The organism is Erwinia sp. MYb416 (assembly GCF_037479575.1).
In the GTDB taxonomy this organism is placed as follows: Bacteria; Pseudomonadota; Gammaproteobacteria; order Enterobacterales; family Enterobacteriaceae; genus Erwinia; species Erwinia rhapontici.
This window is the reverse complement of sequence record NZ_JBBGYT010000442.1, coordinates 207338-222645: the sequence shown is the minus strand read 5'-3', so window position 1 is coordinate 222645 and position 15308 is coordinate 207338. Positions and strand designations below refer to the sequence as shown.

The following is a 15308-nucleotide window of genomic DNA, read 5'->3' as shown; positions in this document are numbered from 1 at the left end:
GTTACCCAATTCAGTTATGCTGCTGTGGTAGAATTACTATGCTCCCTTAAGTAACCAGGGACCCACTCTACAAAATATGTTGCTTCTTGATAAAGATCATAAATTTCGCGCGTAGTTTTTTCTAAAGTGAAATTCCCAAAATCCTGATGCACTAGGCGGTTTCTTTCTCTGCCCACTTCCAAAAATGCTTTTATAGATGAGTCAAGTGCAGGATTTTCTCTTACGGCTATTTTGGCAACTTGTAAGAAATCCTGACCGAACAGTGAGAAAAAAGCATTGGCATTTTTCTCATCCCAACTAAACCATGTATGATACTGCCGTTTAATAGCTTTGTTCTGAACTAACGAAGCTATAATATGCCCTCCACCGGCAGATTCACATACAAAGTCCATTACACAGTCAGACATGTTTTTTTCGAAAAAACTTGCAGCAGCCAGAAGTAGTGATTTTTTAAAATTTTCTTCTGCTGAACTAATTAATGAGATTTCTTGTGTTTTTTGCAGTAAGGCAATCAACTCATAAAATTCAACATGAAGCCTATCTACGATTGTACCTGCCATGGTCACCCCCCGCTAGACTAGTATCAACGTATCTTTAGCAATATCCAATCTCGCAGAGACATTGGAAACTTTAGTTGTTCCTTCACTAGCAGCCTGAGTGAAGGTAGTATTCATTTTTATGTCGTTCAAGCTTTCTAAAGAAATTTTTCCAGTAACTAATCTTTCTTCATTAAATGCATCGAAGCATGCTGCTCGGAAGACTGCTTCATAGACTGCAATATTGAAACGATTATTGCTTTTGTTAGTGAATGCATCTTCAGGAAGCTCACTACAAGAATCTAAGAAACTAACATATAAATTTTGGAGGTAAGTGTTTTGCTCTATGGTGTTGTTTTTACATTTTTTGGAAAATTGGTTTAAGAATTTGACCATAGATGGTACGTAATTCTCAATATCCATCAGCATAGCAAATCCGCGTAAAATAATTTCAATATCTTTTACATGCAGATCAGGTTGCGATGAACCTAATAATGTTCTTGTTTCGGGGAAGCTATTCAATCGGTATAACATCTCGTAAAAAGCAGAGTGATACATGCTGGTTCTTATTTCTTGTGGGCGAAGATTTATACCACCAGTATTTAATCTATTAAATATCTCATACATTGAAGAATCATCACCATCTGGCGTGTTCTGTTTTACAATAATATTTCTCAAAGGTCTCAAGTCAAATTGTGTTTTATATTAGCCAAGCGTGGAGTAATTAAGGTTTTTAAATATGCTTTTAACTCCAGGTATTTTCTCCGGGAGTTTTAGGTTAAAGGATTGAAAGTAAGTGTCATCATGGAGAACTTCCTCTGGTATTCTGCCAGCCTTATCAAAAATCTCTCTAAGCTCCACTCTCATTTCTTTTCGTGGGAATCTTTTTTTCACGAAGTAATAAATAGACATTAACCTTTGTTGCCCATCGATTACAAGGAAGTTATTCCTCCCTTGCTCATAAAGAAAAATTTGAGGTACGGGCAATCCTAATATTAACGATTCGATCAGCTTTGAAGATCGTGCAATATCCCAAACAAAATTACGTTGAAAGCCAGGTATTTTTACAGCGCCAGATTCAATAAAACTAAATAAAGTCATCACATTGAAATCATTGGGAGTTGACGTGATGTCATATTCGGCTATCTGAAAAGGGTCAGTGTTATCAGCATAATCCTCAAACCAACTGTTTTCCGTTGAGGGCAGCACTTCATCGAAAGTTTCTTCAGACATAACATCTCCTTGTTCATAACGTAGAAAATCTAGAATTAGATTATTCGAGAATTTACTTTACTACAACTGAACATTCGCGCGCAATGCTATCCCCGCCACGCCTGCCCGCTTTAGTGACCTCATTTCATGCAACTGCACGATCCTCACGAAGCTGCGCCGCAACTGGTGTGGTGAGGAGTGTGGGGCAGGGGATCCTACATGCGGATCCATGCACTCTATGCATGCATGGCTACAGGCCACCGATTTGGTGGCCTAAATGCGGGTTAATGAGTGAAGCGGAAGAGGTGGAAACCGTGCACACCCTCAGTAACGATCTTAACGTTCTGGCGTTGCGCCTTGATGTAGATATTGGCCTCAGCAGCAGTAATCGCATAGCCGGCACCAATAACCAGTTGAACAAAGTCAGCCGTGGAAATTTCGAGAAAATTACCCTGATGCTTTATGGCTTCCCTGTAAGCTGAAAACATTGCACCGTCTTTTCTGGCCATGTCTAAACCCACCCATCCTGTTCCCATACTTCCTGTATCAACTGGCTTAAGATTTCGCGGTCAGACTCCAGAGTAAACCCTGCTATCTCAATACCAGCAGTGATGCCTGTGCGTATGGTGATTTTTGTCGCCGGGAAAACACTTAACACACGGCGGTGCAGTTCAGCATGAAAAGCATTCAGCGCTTCCGGGCTGACTTTCTGTTGACGATCCAGAGTGATATCAATTTGCATAGCGGCCTCAGTGACAGCTCAATCAACAGCGTAAAAAAGACTGTCGCTGATTTCATTGCGAGGCGGCGCATTCGCCAGGTCAGCAATGATACTCAGCGCCAGTTCGAAATCAGTTGGTTTGCAGTTAGCTATGAGTGACACCTCAGCTATAAACCGTACACACGCCATTTTTTTATGCATGGCGTTTAGTTCGTCCATCTGCATACTCCCCCCTGTATAAGTACTGTGTATATATACAGTATCATGGTGCTTAAGTGGATTGAAAGCATTTTGTTAAGATAAGACTTAAGTTTTATCAGTATGATAAGAAAGGTAAAATTCCATTTTCAGTATTCCTTTATCTGTGCATGGCTAGGCACCCGATAGGTTACAAAGGCAGGGCAGTCCGGGCCTTAAACCCCTTTTGATGCTGTACGCAAAAGATTAAACCGGGCTAACAGTTTCACAGTGTTAACCGGCTCTTTTCCTCTAAAAATCTCACCACTGCCCGCGCCTCTGTACCATTCACCGAATATTTTGGTATCAAAACCACGGATAAGGCGCACAGCCAGGCCACGGCTAATCGTCTCTCCGGTCAGATCCTTGATTTCGCCAATCGCCCGGGCACAGGCCGCTTCAACTTTCCCACTGCGCCTGAACTCTTTAGCTGCCTTTTTCGGCTGATCGGCCCGTATCCTTTGCAACAATCGCCGGCGCTCCGTCCGGTTCATCTTCTCAAAGTCCTTAGCAGGCATTATTTCCGGGTTCGACGCATCCTCAGATCCCGGCTTCCCCGTACAGTTATTGACAGAACTCCGAGAGGACGCGGGCGCGCCCTCAAGGTCAAAAACAAAATCAAAGGCAGATTCAACTGACAAAACCGAAAGCGGGGCATCTGATGCGTCAGCCTGCTGAGTGGCTTTTTTAGGCACGATCTTCCACTGCACAAGGCGAGTCAGGATAGGTGTATCTTCTCCAACGGCGGTGGAATACACCCCCTTGATGCGTACCGTTTCTTCGCCGTACTCATTCAGCTCGTCACCTGATTGGTACCATGTGCGCACGGCTAATTCATCACGCCGAACAAACGGCCCGCCCTGGGCGTTAACGTACTCTGCCCATTCACCCTGATCGGCAGCATCGTGAACAGCAGCAAACTCTATACTCAGGCCGTGTGCTGTCTCACTGTCGGCCATGCGGCGCAGCTCGCGATAAACCGTAACAGGTGCGCCACCGACAAACTGAAACTGTCGGATGTGCCAGCGCGCCGCCCAGGCAGATACAGCCGGGGCTGTTTCCTTAAGCTCTTTCCCGCTCTCGTCGTCCAGCTCACCATCAAGAGCGTAACCATCGATATTTTTAGAGATGTATTTCGCAACGTATCCGGTGGCGCTACCTTTTTCAGAGTCGATCGCTTCGGCATGAAAGCGGGCTTTCCTGGCCTTATCTGTTGTCAGCTCGCTGCTGTCTTCCTGAAATGCGTAATCGCGCAGAATCTCACGCACTCGATCGACATCGCCGGGCAGCATGAACATGAGCATATGCCAGTGAGGCGTGGCGTCGTGGTGCGGTTCAGCAACGCGGATACCAAAAATGCGGATATCTTCACGGTGAAGTTTTGCACGTACCTTTTGCCATACACTGCAAATATAGCGCTGCGTCTCAGAAGGATTGGCACCGTTCCACTTGCGGTTACGATGTCCGGTCTTAATCGTTGCGTGATAGCGGGACGGGGCAGTGATGGTGTAGAACTCACCTACAAATCCCATCTCATTACAGATATCTTCAAAGCCACGGATGCGGGTCATCAGCTCACAGCGACGAATTGCAGGATTAGCCACGCTGCCATCATATTTGTCTATCAGGCTTATACGATTCCCGTCATCGTCTTGCAGATCCATCCCTTTCAGGAATTCACGAGTGCGGCGCTTTTGCTCACGCCACTCAATCACATTCATCGTGCTGGCGTAAGGTGTGTGTTTTTTGCTGACGTTTGCCAGAGCTATCTGCAGGTGTTCACGCCACGAAGCAGCAACGCGGCGTAGGCGGTTTTTCCACCATCTTTCAGTGCTCATGCGAGAAATCGCGGAGGCAACTTTTTCCGGCTCAAAGAGTTTAGTTGTTACCTTGTCCCACAGTGGAGGCGCCTGCTTTAACTGGTGGGTAATAGCGGCCGCAACGGTATAGAGTAGGTGCGCATATTTATAATCGGATGCATCGCTGACTACCGTGCTCGCTTGAGCCATTTCAGCAGAGATGAAACTTGCGACATCACCGGCCAGCATATCTACGTCGGCACGGGACATATCTGCCAGGCGGTTAAACCGACCGTTCAGCGCCCACAGAGTTGAAACAGCAGACACGCCGCGATCACCAGCGGGCGCGTGAGCTGCAAGCATTGCAAACATATCAGGGTGCATATCAGCAGTTTTGTATTGGGCATTGACGCGCTCAACGCGTGGCAATGTGCGCTCGACAAATGTTTTCGTTAAGTACGCATTGGCACGTGCTAAACCTTCTGTTTTTTCCAAATCATTCAAACGGCGCTTAACATCCATCTGAATAATGATCGGTTGTTCCTGGAGAAGGTCACGCGCACGCAAAAGCGCCGCGAACATCTGTGCGCGGCGTTGGATATTGGTTGTTGCGAGGTAAGGCTTACTTATTGCATCCCGTGGTGCGTTCCACGGGTATGCATAGGCTTGTTGAATTCCAGTAACAGCATTACAGTTGCCACTATTTCCAAAGGAAGGAGTCTCCGATGTTGTCTTATCCACCGCTCAATCGTCCTTATTATGACGAGATGATGAATATGCATGCGGCCGCATCTGCACCTCAAGGCGCTGTAAGGATTTTATCATCGAGCGAAATGTATGCTGCATGTGACGCGTTTTTGAGTCAGACGAAAAATTACGAATTAGAACGTTGGCTTCCCTCAAAACCCTGTCGAAATGAGATTGCTCGTCGGCTCCAATGGGCCGTTGAAGCAAAGTGGAGACCTCGCGAAGAATGGACAGGAGCAGTGCAGCGCGCATTGAATATCGTGCTCCAACCGACCCCGCACACCCATACACAAGGATTTCCTGAGTGGGTGAATGAGGGATCTCTAGAGTCAGATATTCACATTTCTGTTCATGCGACTCGCCAAACAGTTGAGCTTTTTGCACTTGGCGATCGACGATTTGTGCCAACGCAGACAGAACTTTTTCTGGTTCCCTCTCATTTTGGTGAATTTCTTGCTTCGCTGGCCGCTGGCAATGTATATCCGCTGTGGCTTGCGCAGGTTGATAGCAAAGACACTCCAGGGTGCCGTGATGGTCAGTACCCGATATATACCCAGCGTGAAGTTTAATCATCTGAATATGGCGTTAAACCGCCATCCTCTTGTAGTGAGAGTTCTTGTGCTCTTCTATCTCTTTGCAATTCACACACAGGGTTACCCCATCCAGCGCTTTACGGCGCTCTGCAGGGATAGGTGACTCACAGCATTCACAGAAGAAAGCGCTCGGTGCTGCTGGACGTTTGAGGGTATTAGCCAGAGCGTGAGCGAGATTCTCCTCAACGCGCTGTTGTACCAGATCCATTGAGTCGGCCATTAGTGCAGCTCCTGTGAGCACGCCTCAAAGCGGCCAGCTTCCTGTCGCAATAGTTCGATTATCTCGACGGCAGACAATTCGCTGCGCTGTGCATAGATAGCAATTGCTTCAAGACGGATTGAAACGGCCAGCGCCTGGTCTTTCTTCTGTTCAGTGCGCGCTTTATTCAGCAGTACCAATACGGCATCTGCTGCAGCAACCATTTTTTTATTATCAATATTCTGCATAGTTAATCTCCATATTCAGGCAAAAGAATGCCCGGCGTGTTTACGCCTTTAACTTAGTTTTGGGGTTATTCGGAAAGTGCGCAGTCAGCGAATGACAGATAGCGCGGTAGCATTTTTCCCCAGCGGGAAATCTTGTTCATTGCCTCGATAATGTAGAGGCGGCGAGCCTCGTCAAACTCTTCAAAATTCTTACCGACTTCATCAGCCTTGAATGCGGCTGTGTGATCACGATTGGCCAGAGTTAAAACCACAAACTTAAAGTCATGATCCAGTCGATTAAAATACCGTAGTGCTGGATTGTCATTTTTCTGGCGAAGCTGACGACGACGCGCCTGGAACTGCTCAAACGGCATCGGCTCTTTAACCGCCTCAAGGTGAGAGTGAACATTAAAAGTCATTACTTACCCCATAATGTTGAGAGACGTTGAATAAAACTGGGCTTCACAGATGACAGCTCACGCAAAAGTACTTTCTGATTGTTGCTTGGATGCCAGCGCTTACCTTCACATCCCATAATCCAGCCGTGGCCAAATGAAAGGGAAGGAGACTGTCGCTTTAGCAATGGCGCGATAGATAAAGGCATAAGTACCTCAGCTCAGGCCGATTGATGCGCTGATACCACCAATAACATCAGCAGTAGAAGCCATCGCAGGATTGCTGTGAATGCGTGTATGTACAGCCATTGCCGCCAGTGTCAGGCAGCGAATACCCGAATTGACGCTATTCACAAAAGCATTTTTGCGTGATTGCGTCATATGCTCACCAGACACAGCGCCGGCGGCCATTTGCCCGACAGCAGCCGTGGCGTGCAAAACGTAGTTCGGTAGATTATCTGCTGACAGTTCATTTACCGGGACAGAGGGCAGGCAGTTCAATTGCGCCAGCAATCCATCAACCAATGAAGCGTCTTCTGTGAGATCCGTAAGTGCCAGCACATCAGCCAGTGTCAACTGGTGAGGCTGTTCCGGATTTAATTTGTTGCGAAGCACCTGTGACCGCATACCGACCTTTTCAGCCAGCTCTGACAGGTTGTGATTTTGAGCAAACTGGCGACAGGCCGAATCGAGAAGCTGCTGTTTAGATACCTGGTAATCAAACATGGCTCGTTCCTGAGAAACTTGCATAATCAAGTTATGGCTTGATGTAACGACATTTGAGGGCGTGCTGACGGTTCTTTTCGCGCCATGCGGCTACGTTGACCAGGGCATTACCATGCTTTTCCATCACGTCAGTACGCGCTTTTCCTGTCTTCCGACAGGTTGAGTTACGAACTACGGTGGTGGTCGGGGTAGGGGCAAGCAAAACAACGCCGTCACGGATCCATTTTTCCAGCACTGACTTACTGATGCCGTTGGCAGCAGCAAAATCATCCTTGGACATTGTCGGGGAGCTATTGAGGCTGATTGCACGGTTTACAGCGTTGTTAAGGGCTTCGCTTAGGGCGGGCATCAGTGAAGAAGTAATTGTCGCGATCAAATCTTGCGACTTAACTAAGTCAAATGCGTGCTGACTGTTTGCATTTTCAGTATGCATAAAGCAGTATCTCCATTCGGTGTATTGTGTTCTATCGTATTGCATGTGGTGTGTAGCTACTTTAGATCGCTTTATTTTAACTGTAAATGCATTTTTGCGATTCATGGTAAATTTATGCGTCTTGAAAACGCCGTAGCTACTGACGTTCTTGAAAGAATCCTCTCTGCATATGGCTTCACTATGCAAAAAGACCTCAGCGACAGGCTTGGTATTGCGAAGAGTAATGTTGCAAGCTGGTTGCAGCGCGGGCATGTGCCAGGCAATGTGATTGTGCAGTGTGCTTTAGATACCGGCACTGACGTTAACTGGTTGGTTACTGGTGAACTCGCAAAAACAAGTTTTGATATTCCCCAGTCTCTTGGTAGCGGCAAAGCTCTCTATGATGAAATCATGTCGAATGGAGGTAAGCCTGTCTTACGCCGCATCATGGATGCCTATGGGTTCACTCTCCAAAAGCAGCTTTGCGACCTTCTGCAAATATCGTCTGGCACGGTAAGCACTTGGGTGCGCCGCGATTATTTCCCTGGTGATGTCGTAGTGGCTTGTGCACTTGATACGGGAGTGTCGCTGCAATGGTTGGCTACCGGGAAAGGGATGCCGGGAAGTGAAGGTTTGGTCAGCATTAGTAGCTCTTCGATTCCACGTAAAAATCTGACAGCCGGTGTATTGCAGGATGCAGGGCAATGGACTGTGGATTTAACCTTTATCTCTCACTCTATAACTGAGCCAGTATTCGTGTTCAGCAATAGTGGTGCGTGGATCGTAGATATGGCAGTTGTCGAAATTAGCAATGGTCGATGGTTACTTGGTATAGATGAAAAATTCGATGTGTATGATATTACTCTTTTGCCAGGCAGGAAAATTAGCGTGACAGGGAAGGGGACAAACTTTACCTGCGGTGCAAGTGAGGTAAACACTGCTGGAAAAGTAGTGATGACAATGGATTTTAATTTCTAAAGGAATAACAAATGGGTATTGTTTTTTCACTGCTGTCACTGACACTTTCAGCGTGGGCTATTCGCAGCATTTGTATTAAAAAACAGAGCGGTGGTAAAAAAATCGGCAAGTCAATTTTTTCCCTATGGTACTTGTCACAGGCATTTAAAACGTTCAGGCTGGTTGTATTAATGGTGACATTACCATTCGAGATATAGGTGAGGTAGTTGAGCCTAGCTACTGGAAGGGCTTAATAGAAAAATAGTTCAACACCATGTTTCTTTGTGACTTTTAAAGAATGATACTTTTTCTTAGAAAATTTCAGGTGAGATTTTATGGATACTCAACAAGACATTTCATTTTACTTGGAAAGTCAAGCTAAACGATTCAGGAAGCATCTTGACCCCAAGTTGGATATTACTTCATTAGTGCTTAAAGGGCATTTATTTGCAGAGGAGCAGCTGTTCGAAATAATAACTTTGCATTGCAGAAACACTATGCCTTTGCAACGCATTCAGTTAAGTTTTAGTCAGAAGTTGAAACTTGCTAGTGCTATGTATAGTTTTCACCTTCCTGTAGATCTTTCAAATAATAAGCTTTGGTCGGCATTGGAGCATCTGAACAAACTTAGGAATACATTGGCTCATAGTTTAGATAATCCAGAAACCAATAAAAAAATTATTGTTTTCTTAAATTCAATTAGAGATTTGTCATTTTCTTCTGTTAGTGGTTCTTGCAATGAAATATTAGATTTGGATGATAAGGAGTTATTGTTAAAATTATTTAACTCAATCAGTGGGCTTTTAGGATACCTCAGCTGCATGAGAGGTATTGCTTATCTTAACACTCCCGAGAAATTATACAGGCGTGCAAATATCGATAATTCTGATTTTGTTGTAATCCTTCCTGATAAGATTTCTTAGTGATAGCAGTGGTGATGTAGTCATTACATCGCCATCGTGTCATGTAAACTTCTGATTATTAAGGGGTTGATTAGTATTTGGTCTTTTTTTGGAAGCGATTTTGTATCGACGCTATAACCGTGCCCCCAATCCCAACATCCCCACCTCCGTTTGCTTTTCCCCCTAACATAACGCAGTATCTTCAACGGCTTGCCCCTACATGGGCAACTTGCACTGCGGCGTTACGCTGCCACGGGTTCCGATGCCCGATATCAATAAATCACATGTACAAAAGGGTATTGCAATGGGAACCATGTTGGGGCTGCTGGGATTGATGTTGGGTGCATGGGCGGTACGCAGTATCTGTATGAAACCCATTAACAATGTGAAGAAGGTGATCCTTGCGCTGATTGCCGGGCTGTATTTTCTCTCGGCAGGCGGGATAGGGGGCACGGAAGAGGACAAGATCCCCTACGTCATCGTTGCGATGCTGATTGGGGCTGCGGTGGTGTGGTACGGAAATCGTGTCTATAAAGAAGATGCCGCCAACGAAGAGTAAAGCCAACATTTGGCCCCTGCAATGACGTTGCAGCGGAATGCTGCTCACTGCCTCTTAAGGAGCCCCGGATGACCGATCGCGCCACGCCTAATCTGCCCTCGCGGAATTTCACTGAGACAGAACATTTTTATCGTCAGATGGGTTTTACCACGCAATATAAAGATGAGCACTGGTTGATTATGTTGCGTGGGGATCTGACGCTGGAGTTCTTCCCGCACAGGGATCTTGATCCTTACAGTAGCTGGTTTAGCTGCTGTCTGCGGCTGGATGATCTCGATGGGTTTTATGCGGTGTTGCAGGACGCCGGTATTGAGGAGAAGTGCGAAGATTTCCCGCGTATTCATCCGCCCCGCGAACAGCCCTGGGGATTGAGAATGGGGGCGCTGGTGGACCATGATGGAACGTTGATCCGACTGATTAGCAATTGAGTCAGGAGGGTGCTGGTTCCGTCTCCTTATTGCCTTCCGGCAGGTAAGAGGCTAACCAGATCTTGTCTTGCATTAGGATCGGACTCATTTTGATTTAACGTCAAAGTGGGGCTTTTCTCTATAAAAAACGGGGCCTGTATCAGCCCCGTAATATTATGATTCGTTCTCTTTTTCCAGACCTTCCTGATGTGTTTGTCCTTCCTCGATAAAGTCAGGATCAATCCCATCGGTATTGCCTTTATGGTCCTTACCGGACAACAGGTTCCAGCAGGAGATAAACAGCGCGGCAATCAAGGGACCAATCACGAAGCCATTGAGACCATAGATTTCCATACCACCTAGGGTCGAAATGAGAATCAGGTAGTCCGGCATCTTGGTGTCTTTCCCCACCAGCAGTGGGCGCAGGATGTTATCGATAAGACCGATGACCACCACAAAGAAGAACGTCAGTGCCAGACCTTTCACCATCGCACCGGTGAAGAAGAAATACAGCACCACAGGCAGCCAGATAATCGCTGAACCAACCGCCGGGATCAGTGACAGGAAGGCCATCAGCGACCCCCATAAAATACTGCCCTGAATATCCGCAAACCAGAATGCAATGCCACCCAGCGCACCCTGTACTGCAGCTACGACGATGGTGCCTTTAACCGTTGCGCGTGATACTGCCGCAAACTTCACAAACAGATGTTGTTTAACAAACTGCGACAGCGGAATGGCATCCAGCGCCAGGCCGACAAGATAGGCTCCATCTTTCAGAAGGAAGAACAGCAGATACAGCATCACACCAAAGCCGATGGCAAAGCTGAAGGTGCTTTTACCAATCATCATCAGGCTACCCGCAAAGAACTGGCCGCCTTTCATCGCCACACCAGACAGCTTTTCCTGAATGGCACTGGCATCGTTCATGTTGTTTTCTTGCAGGAAGTGACGCAACCAGTCGGGCAAATGATTGATAACGCTTGCTGCCACCGTGGTGAGCTCGGTCTGGTTACCCTGCAAACGGTTGTAGAGGGCGTTGAACTCTACCGCCAGTGAGGAGGCGACCACGGCCAGTGGGATAAATACAATCAGGCAGATCACCAACAACGTCAGCAGCGATGCCAGGCCGTTTTTATCGCCAAGATGTTTTCTGATTTTGGTTTTAAGTGGATGTAAAATAATCGCCAGAATGGCGGCCCAGAGGATCGCCGAAAAATAAGGCCCCAGGATGTGAAAAAAAGCCAGCGTGGTTGCCGCCAGTATAAAGATAAAGAATCCCTTACTAATGCCCTGAATGATCATTTTATTGTCTCTGTTTATGGTCTCGGTAATGAACGTATTCCCTTTGATCGCTAAAAATAGACCACGCTCCGGTTACCAGCAATGTTCGCCGGAAAATTTAAAGGAAATGAAGTCTAAGCAACGGTATCAGGTCTGTTGACCAGGCCAGCGATAAATTTTATGCGCCAGCAGGGAGAAATCAGATTGATACCCTTCGCCGCTGGCTTTCATCATGGCGCGCAGTTGCGTCAGCGGCGTGCTGCAATGCCCGACGCTGGCATAGATCACCACATTGCCACTGGGCGTGGTGCAATAGAGCACAGTGCGAAACAGGGTTGTGAGTGCATCGGAAAACGCGGAGTCTTCATCCGGGGCCTGAGGATGGTTCAGTACCAGCCAACCGTTGGGCTGTAACGTTTGCGCGCACTGACGCAAAAACTCACGTGAAGACTGCAAGGGCACAATGGCACTGGCGGAATACAGGTCAGAAAAAATCAGTGAGTAGCGGGCAGGGTCTGCCTGCGCCATGAAATCGGCGGCATCTTCCACCCGATAGTGAATATCTGGGGTTACCGGCAGGTGAAAATGCGCCAGGGCAACATCCAGCACCACCTGACGCAGCTCCACGGCATCAATGACGATCTGTGGGTTACCTGCAAACAGCGGTCGTATCAGGCATCCGCCACCCAGACCCAGCACCAGAATGCGGTTCGCGGGAGTCAGCGCCGTAACCATCAACATGGCACAAATGTATTTATGTACGGGGATCTTCGGGTTGCTTTTCTGCATTTTGCTTTGCTCGAAAACCCGGTCAAAGCTCAGAAGGCGGTAGACCTTGTTATCGATCACGGTGACCTCACCGTGTGCATCCTCAGCGGTGGCCACAATGTCGCCCCGAATGCGAAACAGCATGGAAGAAGTGTAAACATCGTTGTCAGACATGATGGTGATTCCGTGGCGCTCAGCCGGAGCCGAGTCCTTGATGATCATTTTTATACTATGTTTACATTTAACCGCAGGGCAGAGCAATGCGTGTTGTTCGCATAAAGGCAGCCCCCGATGGTTTTTACCCGCAAGAAATCACGCAAAATATCGTAGCATGAGGGTTTCATGATGAAATAAGGACGATTCAACCCCACTTTCTGCCATCATGGCTTGTGCATCATCGCCCGGCACTCTACGATGTCACGTGGCCCGGTGCTGCGGATAACCGTAACACTGATGACTGGCCAGGAGCCTGTTGCATGAAAAGCGAGAAAGAAATTTCCATCGACCAGTTTACGGATGATGAAAAAGTATTGGTGGAGCAGCGGGTTAAAACGTTGACCGATAAACTCAGTCACGTCGCCAGTAAGAAAGAAGAGAAAGAAATCCTCAAAGAGGCCAAGCGGTTAGTGATGAAAGAGCGCGTTGTGCGCGAAAGCAGCAAAGTGGTACTGGCTAAGAAACCACGTAAACCGTCTGCGGCAAAAGAGAGCGAAGTGAAAGATTTTAGCTGGAGCGGTTCACTGCGTAAAAATCCGCGCGCACTGAAATAATTCTGTTATCGGGGCTGTGATGGCCCTTGTATTCCTGTCTGCTTATCTCGCCTATCCCACGATAATCAAATGTACCAGTCGCGCCAGCACCTCAATAATTAATAAACTGCCTGTGGTAATCAGGGCCAGCGTCAGATAAAACTGCCTGCGTTTGCTCATCTCTGTGAAATCCGTGAAGGTCAGAAAGACATCATTTTAAAGCAATTGCGATAAACCATGCCTCAATATCGTGCCAATTGGCCGTGCCATAACGTCAATGGCGGCTCCGAAAAACCGCCAGTGAGTTACACGCTGAACAGCTTGCCGTCGCGTACCAGTTCTCGGGGGTAGCTATTTTTAATGCGGCTACCGACCTTTTTGGCTATACCAATCGGCTGCTGCTGATAACAAATGATCAGCTCATCACCCGGCAGTTCACGCTCAGGATAGATATCCCGCCCACGATACCACTCTTCCGCTTCACTGCTGCACAATTCAACAGCATGAGGTGCCGCCGGATCAGCCAACGCGATAGCGGCTTCATGCTGCCAGCGGTAACCTTTCGGGAATGTTTCTGCCAGCTTCAGGCCGATTCGAGAGAAACGTACGCGGCCCAGCAATGCTTCTATCGCGCGCGGGAACAGCCACAGCTCTTTGTCACGCTGCCACAGCGCCATGTCATCTTCCCAGCGCAGTCCCGATTTTGCCGCCGCGGCGATCACCTCTTCCTGCTGTTTACGATTGAGCGGGCTGAAGGGCGGTTTCCCCACTTTATAGCCGGGCACCGGCAGAGGAGGCACGCTTGCCGTTTTGCGCAGACGTGCAACAAAGAAGCCTTCGCTGTCGAAAATGTGCGGGAACACATGGAGGAAACCCTCCGGCGTGGCCGCCTTTTCCGCTCCCTCGAACAGCGAGTTCAGGGGTTCAATCTCTACGGCATTCGGGTACTGTTCCTGCAACCAGGTAATGACCTGCTGATTTTCACTGCGGTTCAGGGTGCAGGTGGAGTAAACCAGCGTGCCACCCGGGCGCAGGGCATGAAACGCACTGTTGATCAAATCTTGCTGCGTGGCGGCAATCTCGGCGGTGCTGGCTTCAGACCAGTTACGCAGGGCGTCCGCATCTTTGCGGATGACACCTTCACCCGAGCAGGGGGCATCCAGCAGAATAGCGTCAAAGCACTCGGGTAGCGCCGGGCCGAAGACGCGTCCATCGAAATGGGTCATTGCGGTATTGCTCACGCCGCAGCGGCTAAGGTTAGCGTGCAGCACTTTCACGCGGCTGGCGGAGAATTCATTGGCAAGGATGGCGCCATGATTCTTCATCCTGGCAGCAATCTGCGTGGTTTTTGAACCTGGCGCTGCCGCCATATCCATAATCCGCTCAGGAGAGGTATCACCGGAAAACAGTGCACTGACCGGTAGCATCGAGCTGGCTTCCTGGATGTAGAATAGCCCGGCGAGGTGTTCAGCGGTGCTGCCCAGCGGCAGCGTGTCGGCATCGTCACGGCTGATCCAGAATCCTTCTGCACACCAGGGAATCGGCGTTAATGCCCACTGATACGGCGCCACCTGTACGAGAAAGTCCGCCACGCTGATTTTTAACGTATTGACGCGAAGGCTGCGGCGAAGAGGTTGCTCACTGATGGCGAGAAAACGTTCGTATTCGGTGTTATCTGGCAGTAACTGCTGCATTTGATCGAGAAAGGCTTGCGGAAAATAGACGCGGGAAGAGTGAGACACAGGCTGAATCCAGGGGAAATAAGTGCTTGCAGTTTAGCATGGTCATGACAGTGGTAAAAAATAAGAAGCCAAAAAAATCTGTTTTTTTCCTATAAAATGTCGCGGATAAAGAGCGGGGCCGTATGTTGCGACATAA

General features: G+C 47.9%; 22 protein-coding genes. 7 read left to right on the top strand and 15 right to left on the bottom strand.

Features of this window, described 5'->3' with window-relative positions; all coding sequences use genetic code 11:
• Nucleotides 1-14: 14 nt before the first annotated feature.
• From WH277_RS27265 to WH277_RS27255, 3 genes are read right to left on the bottom strand one after another with little or no spacing between them, the layout of a single operon-like run.
• Nucleotides 15-560, bottom strand: coding sequence for a HEPN domain-containing protein (locus tag WH277_RS27265; RefSeq protein ID WP_339507413.1), 546 nt, complete (start codon nucleotides 558-560; stop codon nucleotides 15-17).
• Between the two features lie 12 nt (nucleotides 561-572).
• A complete protein-coding gene (locus WH277_RS27260; RefSeq protein ID WP_339507412.1) occupies nucleotides 573-1214 on the bottom strand; it encodes a hypothetical protein in 642 nt (213 codons plus the stop codon).
• A gap of 27 nt (nucleotides 1215-1241) precedes the next feature.
• On the bottom strand, nucleotides 1242-1769 hold the full coding sequence (locus tag WH277_RS27255; protein WP_339507411.1) for a DUF262 domain-containing protein: 528 nt from the start codon (nucleotides 1767-1769) through the stop codon (nucleotides 1242-1244).
• A 266-nt stretch (nucleotides 1770-2035) separates the two neighbouring features.
• Here WH277_RS27255 and WH277_RS27250 point away from each other — a divergent pair, with 266 nt between their 5' ends.
• The gene (locus WH277_RS27250; protein WP_339507410.1) at nucleotides 2036-2230 is read left to right on the top strand and encodes a hypothetical protein; all 195 of its coding nucleotides are present in this window, start codon (nucleotides 2036-2038) and stop codon (nucleotides 2228-2230) included.
• A 29-nt stretch (nucleotides 2231-2259) separates the two neighbouring features.
• On the opposite strand, the gene WH277_RS27245 is transcribed toward WH277_RS27250, so the two are convergent.
• The 3 genes from WH277_RS27245 to WH277_RS27235 all read right to left on the bottom strand — a co-directional run bounded on the left by WH277_RS27245 (nucleotide 2260) and on the right by WH277_RS27235 (nucleotide 5180).
• Entirely contained in the window at nucleotides 2260-2490 is a 231-nt protein-coding gene (locus tag WH277_RS27245; RefSeq protein WP_339507409.1) for a DinI-like family protein, read from the bottom strand.
• Nucleotides 2491-2508: 18 nt separating this feature from the next.
• Complete coding sequence (locus tag WH277_RS27240) at nucleotides 2509-2694, bottom strand: hypothetical protein (protein WP_339507408.1); 186 nt, start codon at nucleotides 2692-2694, stop codon at nucleotides 2509-2511.
• A gap of 188 nt (nucleotides 2695-2882) precedes the next feature.
• A complete protein-coding gene (locus tag WH277_RS27235) occupies nucleotides 2883-5180 on the bottom strand; it encodes a replication endonuclease (protein WP_339507444.1) in 2298 nt (765 codons plus the stop codon).
• A gap of 50 nt (nucleotides 5181-5230) precedes the next feature.
• Here WH277_RS27235 and WH277_RS27230 point away from each other — a divergent pair, with 50 nt between their 5' ends.
• A complete protein-coding gene (locus tag WH277_RS27230; RefSeq protein WP_339507407.1) occupies nucleotides 5231-5821 on the top strand; it encodes a hypothetical protein in 591 nt (196 codons plus the stop codon).
• A gap of 16 nt (nucleotides 5822-5837) precedes the next feature.
• Here WH277_RS27230 and WH277_RS27225 read toward each other — a convergent pair whose 3' ends face one another.
• The 6 genes from WH277_RS27225 to WH277_RS27200 form a co-directional block, all read right to left on the bottom strand.
• Nucleotides 5838-6065 (bottom strand): TraR/DksA C4-type zinc finger protein, encoded by a 228-nt coding sequence (locus WH277_RS27225; RefSeq protein ID WP_339507406.1) that lies wholly within the window; start codon nucleotides 6063-6065, stop codon nucleotides 5838-5840.
• Nucleotides 6065-6292: a DUF2732 family protein gene (locus tag WH277_RS27220; RefSeq protein ID WP_118664030.1), complete on the bottom strand. Its 228-nt coding sequence runs from the start codon at nucleotides 6290-6292 to the stop codon at nucleotides 6065-6067. Before WH277_RS27220 ends, WH277_RS27225 begins: the two co-directional genes overlap by 1 nt.
• A gap of 65 nt (nucleotides 6293-6357) precedes the next feature.
• On the bottom strand, nucleotides 6358-6690 hold the full coding sequence (locus WH277_RS27215; protein WP_238337015.1) for a hypothetical protein: 333 nt from the start codon (nucleotides 6688-6690) through the stop codon (nucleotides 6358-6360).
• Nucleotides 6690-6875: a phage filamentation protein Fil family protein gene (locus WH277_RS27210; RefSeq protein ID WP_339507405.1), complete on the bottom strand. Its 186-nt coding sequence runs from the start codon at nucleotides 6873-6875 to the stop codon at nucleotides 6690-6692. Before WH277_RS27210 ends, WH277_RS27215 begins: the two co-directional genes overlap by 1 nt.
• A gap of 7 nt (nucleotides 6876-6882) precedes the next feature.
• Nucleotides 6883-7392 carry a phage regulatory CII family protein gene (locus WH277_RS27205; protein WP_187509068.1) on the bottom strand — a complete coding sequence of 170 codons (510 nt, stop codon included), beginning with the start codon at nucleotides 7390-7392 and terminating at the stop codon, nucleotides 6883-6885.
• 31 nt (nucleotides 7393-7423) lie between these two features.
• Nucleotides 7424-7825, bottom strand: a complete 402-nt coding sequence (locus WH277_RS27200; protein ID WP_159336715.1) for a hypothetical protein — start codon at nucleotides 7823-7825, stop codon at nucleotides 7424-7426.
• A gap of 114 nt (nucleotides 7826-7939) precedes the next feature.
• On the opposite strand from WH277_RS27200, the gene WH277_RS27195 reads away from it, so the two are divergent.
• The 4 genes from WH277_RS27195 to WH277_RS27180 all read left to right on the top strand — a co-directional run bounded on the left by WH277_RS27195 (nucleotide 7940) and on the right by WH277_RS27180 (nucleotide 10650).
• Nucleotides 7940-8782, top strand: coding sequence for a phage repressor protein CI (locus WH277_RS27195; protein WP_339507404.1), 843 nt, complete (start codon nucleotides 7940-7942; stop codon nucleotides 8780-8782).
• 314 nt (nucleotides 8783-9096) lie between these two features.
• Nucleotides 9097-9684: a hypothetical protein gene (locus tag WH277_RS27190; protein WP_339507403.1), complete on the top strand. Its 588-nt coding sequence runs from the start codon at nucleotides 9097-9099 to the stop codon at nucleotides 9682-9684.
• Between the two features lie 283 nt (nucleotides 9685-9967).
• The gene (locus tag WH277_RS27185) at nucleotides 9968-10222 is read left to right on the top strand and encodes a hypothetical protein (protein ID WP_227534610.1); all 255 of its coding nucleotides are present in this window, start codon (nucleotides 9968-9970) and stop codon (nucleotides 10220-10222) included.
• Nucleotides 10223-10290: 68 nt separating this feature from the next.
• Nucleotides 10291-10650: a bleomycin resistance protein gene (locus WH277_RS27180; protein ID WP_339507402.1), complete on the top strand. Its 360-nt coding sequence runs from the start codon at nucleotides 10291-10293 to the stop codon at nucleotides 10648-10650.
• Nucleotides 10651-10803: 153 nt separating this feature from the next.
• On the opposite strand, the gene WH277_RS27175 is transcribed toward WH277_RS27180, so the two are convergent.
• A complete protein-coding gene (locus WH277_RS27175) occupies nucleotides 10804-11934 on the bottom strand; it encodes an AI-2E family transporter (RefSeq protein ID WP_339507401.1) in 1131 nt (376 codons plus the stop codon).
• A gap of 126 nt (nucleotides 11935-12060) precedes the next feature.
• Nucleotides 12061-12855: a spermidine synthase gene (locus WH277_RS27170; RefSeq protein WP_339507400.1), complete on the bottom strand. Its 795-nt coding sequence runs from the start codon at nucleotides 12853-12855 to the stop codon at nucleotides 12061-12063.
• Between the two features lie 302 nt (nucleotides 12856-13157).
• On the opposite strand from WH277_RS27170, the gene WH277_RS27165 reads away from it, so the two are divergent.
• Nucleotides 13158-13451, top strand: a complete 294-nt coding sequence (locus tag WH277_RS27165) for a hypothetical protein (RefSeq protein ID WP_133841811.1) — start codon at nucleotides 13158-13160, stop codon at nucleotides 13449-13451.
• A gap of 284 nt (nucleotides 13452-13735) precedes the next feature.
• On the opposite strand, the gene rsmF is transcribed toward WH277_RS27165, so the two are convergent.
• Complete coding sequence (gene rsmF / locus WH277_RS27160) at nucleotides 13736-15172, bottom strand: 16S rRNA (cytosine(1407)-C(5))-methyltransferase RsmF (RefSeq protein ID WP_339507399.1); 1437 nt, start codon at nucleotides 15170-15172, stop codon at nucleotides 13736-13738.
• Between the last annotated feature and the right edge of the window lie 136 nt (nucleotides 15173-15308).

Excerpts from the sequence above, each read along its gene's own strand:
- WH277_RS27230 (WP_339507407.1), top strand. The coding sequence starts at position 5,231 with ATGTTGTCTTATCCACCGCTCAATCGTCCTTATTATGACGAGATGATG.
- WH277_RS27210 (WP_339507405.1), bottom strand. The coding sequence starts at position 6,875 with ATGCCTTTATCTATCGCGCCATTGCTAAAGCGACAGTCTCCTTCCCTT.
- WH277_RS27240 (WP_339507408.1), bottom strand. The coding sequence starts at position 2,694 with ATGCAGATGGACGAACTAAACGCCATGCATAAAAAAATGGCGTGTGTA.
- WH277_RS27225 (WP_339507406.1), bottom strand. The coding sequence starts at position 6,065 with ATGGCCGACTCAATGGATCTGGTACAACAGCGCGTTGAGGAGAATCTC.
- WH277_RS27190 (WP_339507403.1), top strand. The coding sequence starts at position 9,097 with ATGGATACTCAACAAGACATTTCATTTTACTTGGAAAGTCAAGCTAAA.
- WH277_RS27215 (WP_238337015.1), bottom strand. The coding sequence starts at position 6,690 with ATGACTTTTAATGTTCACTCTCACCTTGAGGCGGTTAAAGAGCCGATG.
- WH277_RS27220 (WP_118664030.1), bottom strand. The coding sequence starts at position 6,292 with ATGCAGAATATTGATAATAAAAAAATGGTTGCTGCAGCAGATGCCGTA.
- WH277_RS27185 (WP_227534610.1), top strand. The coding sequence starts at position 9,968 with ATGGGAACCATGTTGGGGCTGCTGGGATTGATGTTGGGTGCATGGGCG.
- WH277_RS27255 (WP_339507411.1), bottom strand. The coding sequence starts at position 1,769 with ATGTCTGAAGAAACTTTCGATGAAGTGCTGCCCTCAACGGAAAACAGT.
- WH277_RS27250 (WP_339507410.1), top strand. The coding sequence starts at position 2,036 with ATGAGTGAAGCGGAAGAGGTGGAAACCGTGCACACCCTCAGTAACGAT.
- WH277_RS27165 (WP_133841811.1), top strand. The coding sequence starts at position 13,158 with ATGAAAAGCGAGAAAGAAATTTCCATCGACCAGTTTACGGATGATGAA.
- WH277_RS27200 (WP_159336715.1), bottom strand. The coding sequence starts at position 7,825 with ATGCATACTGAAAATGCAAACAGTCAGCACGCATTTGACTTAGTTAAG.
- WH277_RS27195 (WP_339507404.1), top strand. The coding sequence starts at position 7,940 with ATGCGTCTTGAAAACGCCGTAGCTACTGACGTTCTTGAAAGAATCCTC.
- WH277_RS27205 (WP_187509068.1), bottom strand. The coding sequence starts at position 7,392 with ATGTTTGATTACCAGGTATCTAAACAGCAGCTTCTCGATTCGGCCTGT.
- WH277_RS27175 (WP_339507401.1), bottom strand. The coding sequence starts at position 11,934 with ATGATCATTCAGGGCATTAGTAAGGGATTCTTTATCTTTATACTGGCG.
- WH277_RS27180 (WP_339507402.1), top strand. The coding sequence starts at position 10,291 with ATGACCGATCGCGCCACGCCTAATCTGCCCTCGCGGAATTTCACTGAG.
- WH277_RS27245 (WP_339507409.1), bottom strand. The coding sequence starts at position 2,490 with ATGCAAATTGATATCACTCTGGATCGTCAACAGAAAGTCAGCCCGGAA.
- WH277_RS27265 (WP_339507413.1), bottom strand. The coding sequence starts at position 560 with ATGGCAGGTACAATCGTAGATAGGCTTCATGTTGAATTTTATGAGTTG.
- WH277_RS27170 (WP_339507400.1), bottom strand. The coding sequence starts at position 12,855 with ATGTCTGACAACGATGTTTACACTTCTTCCATGCTGTTTCGCATTCGG.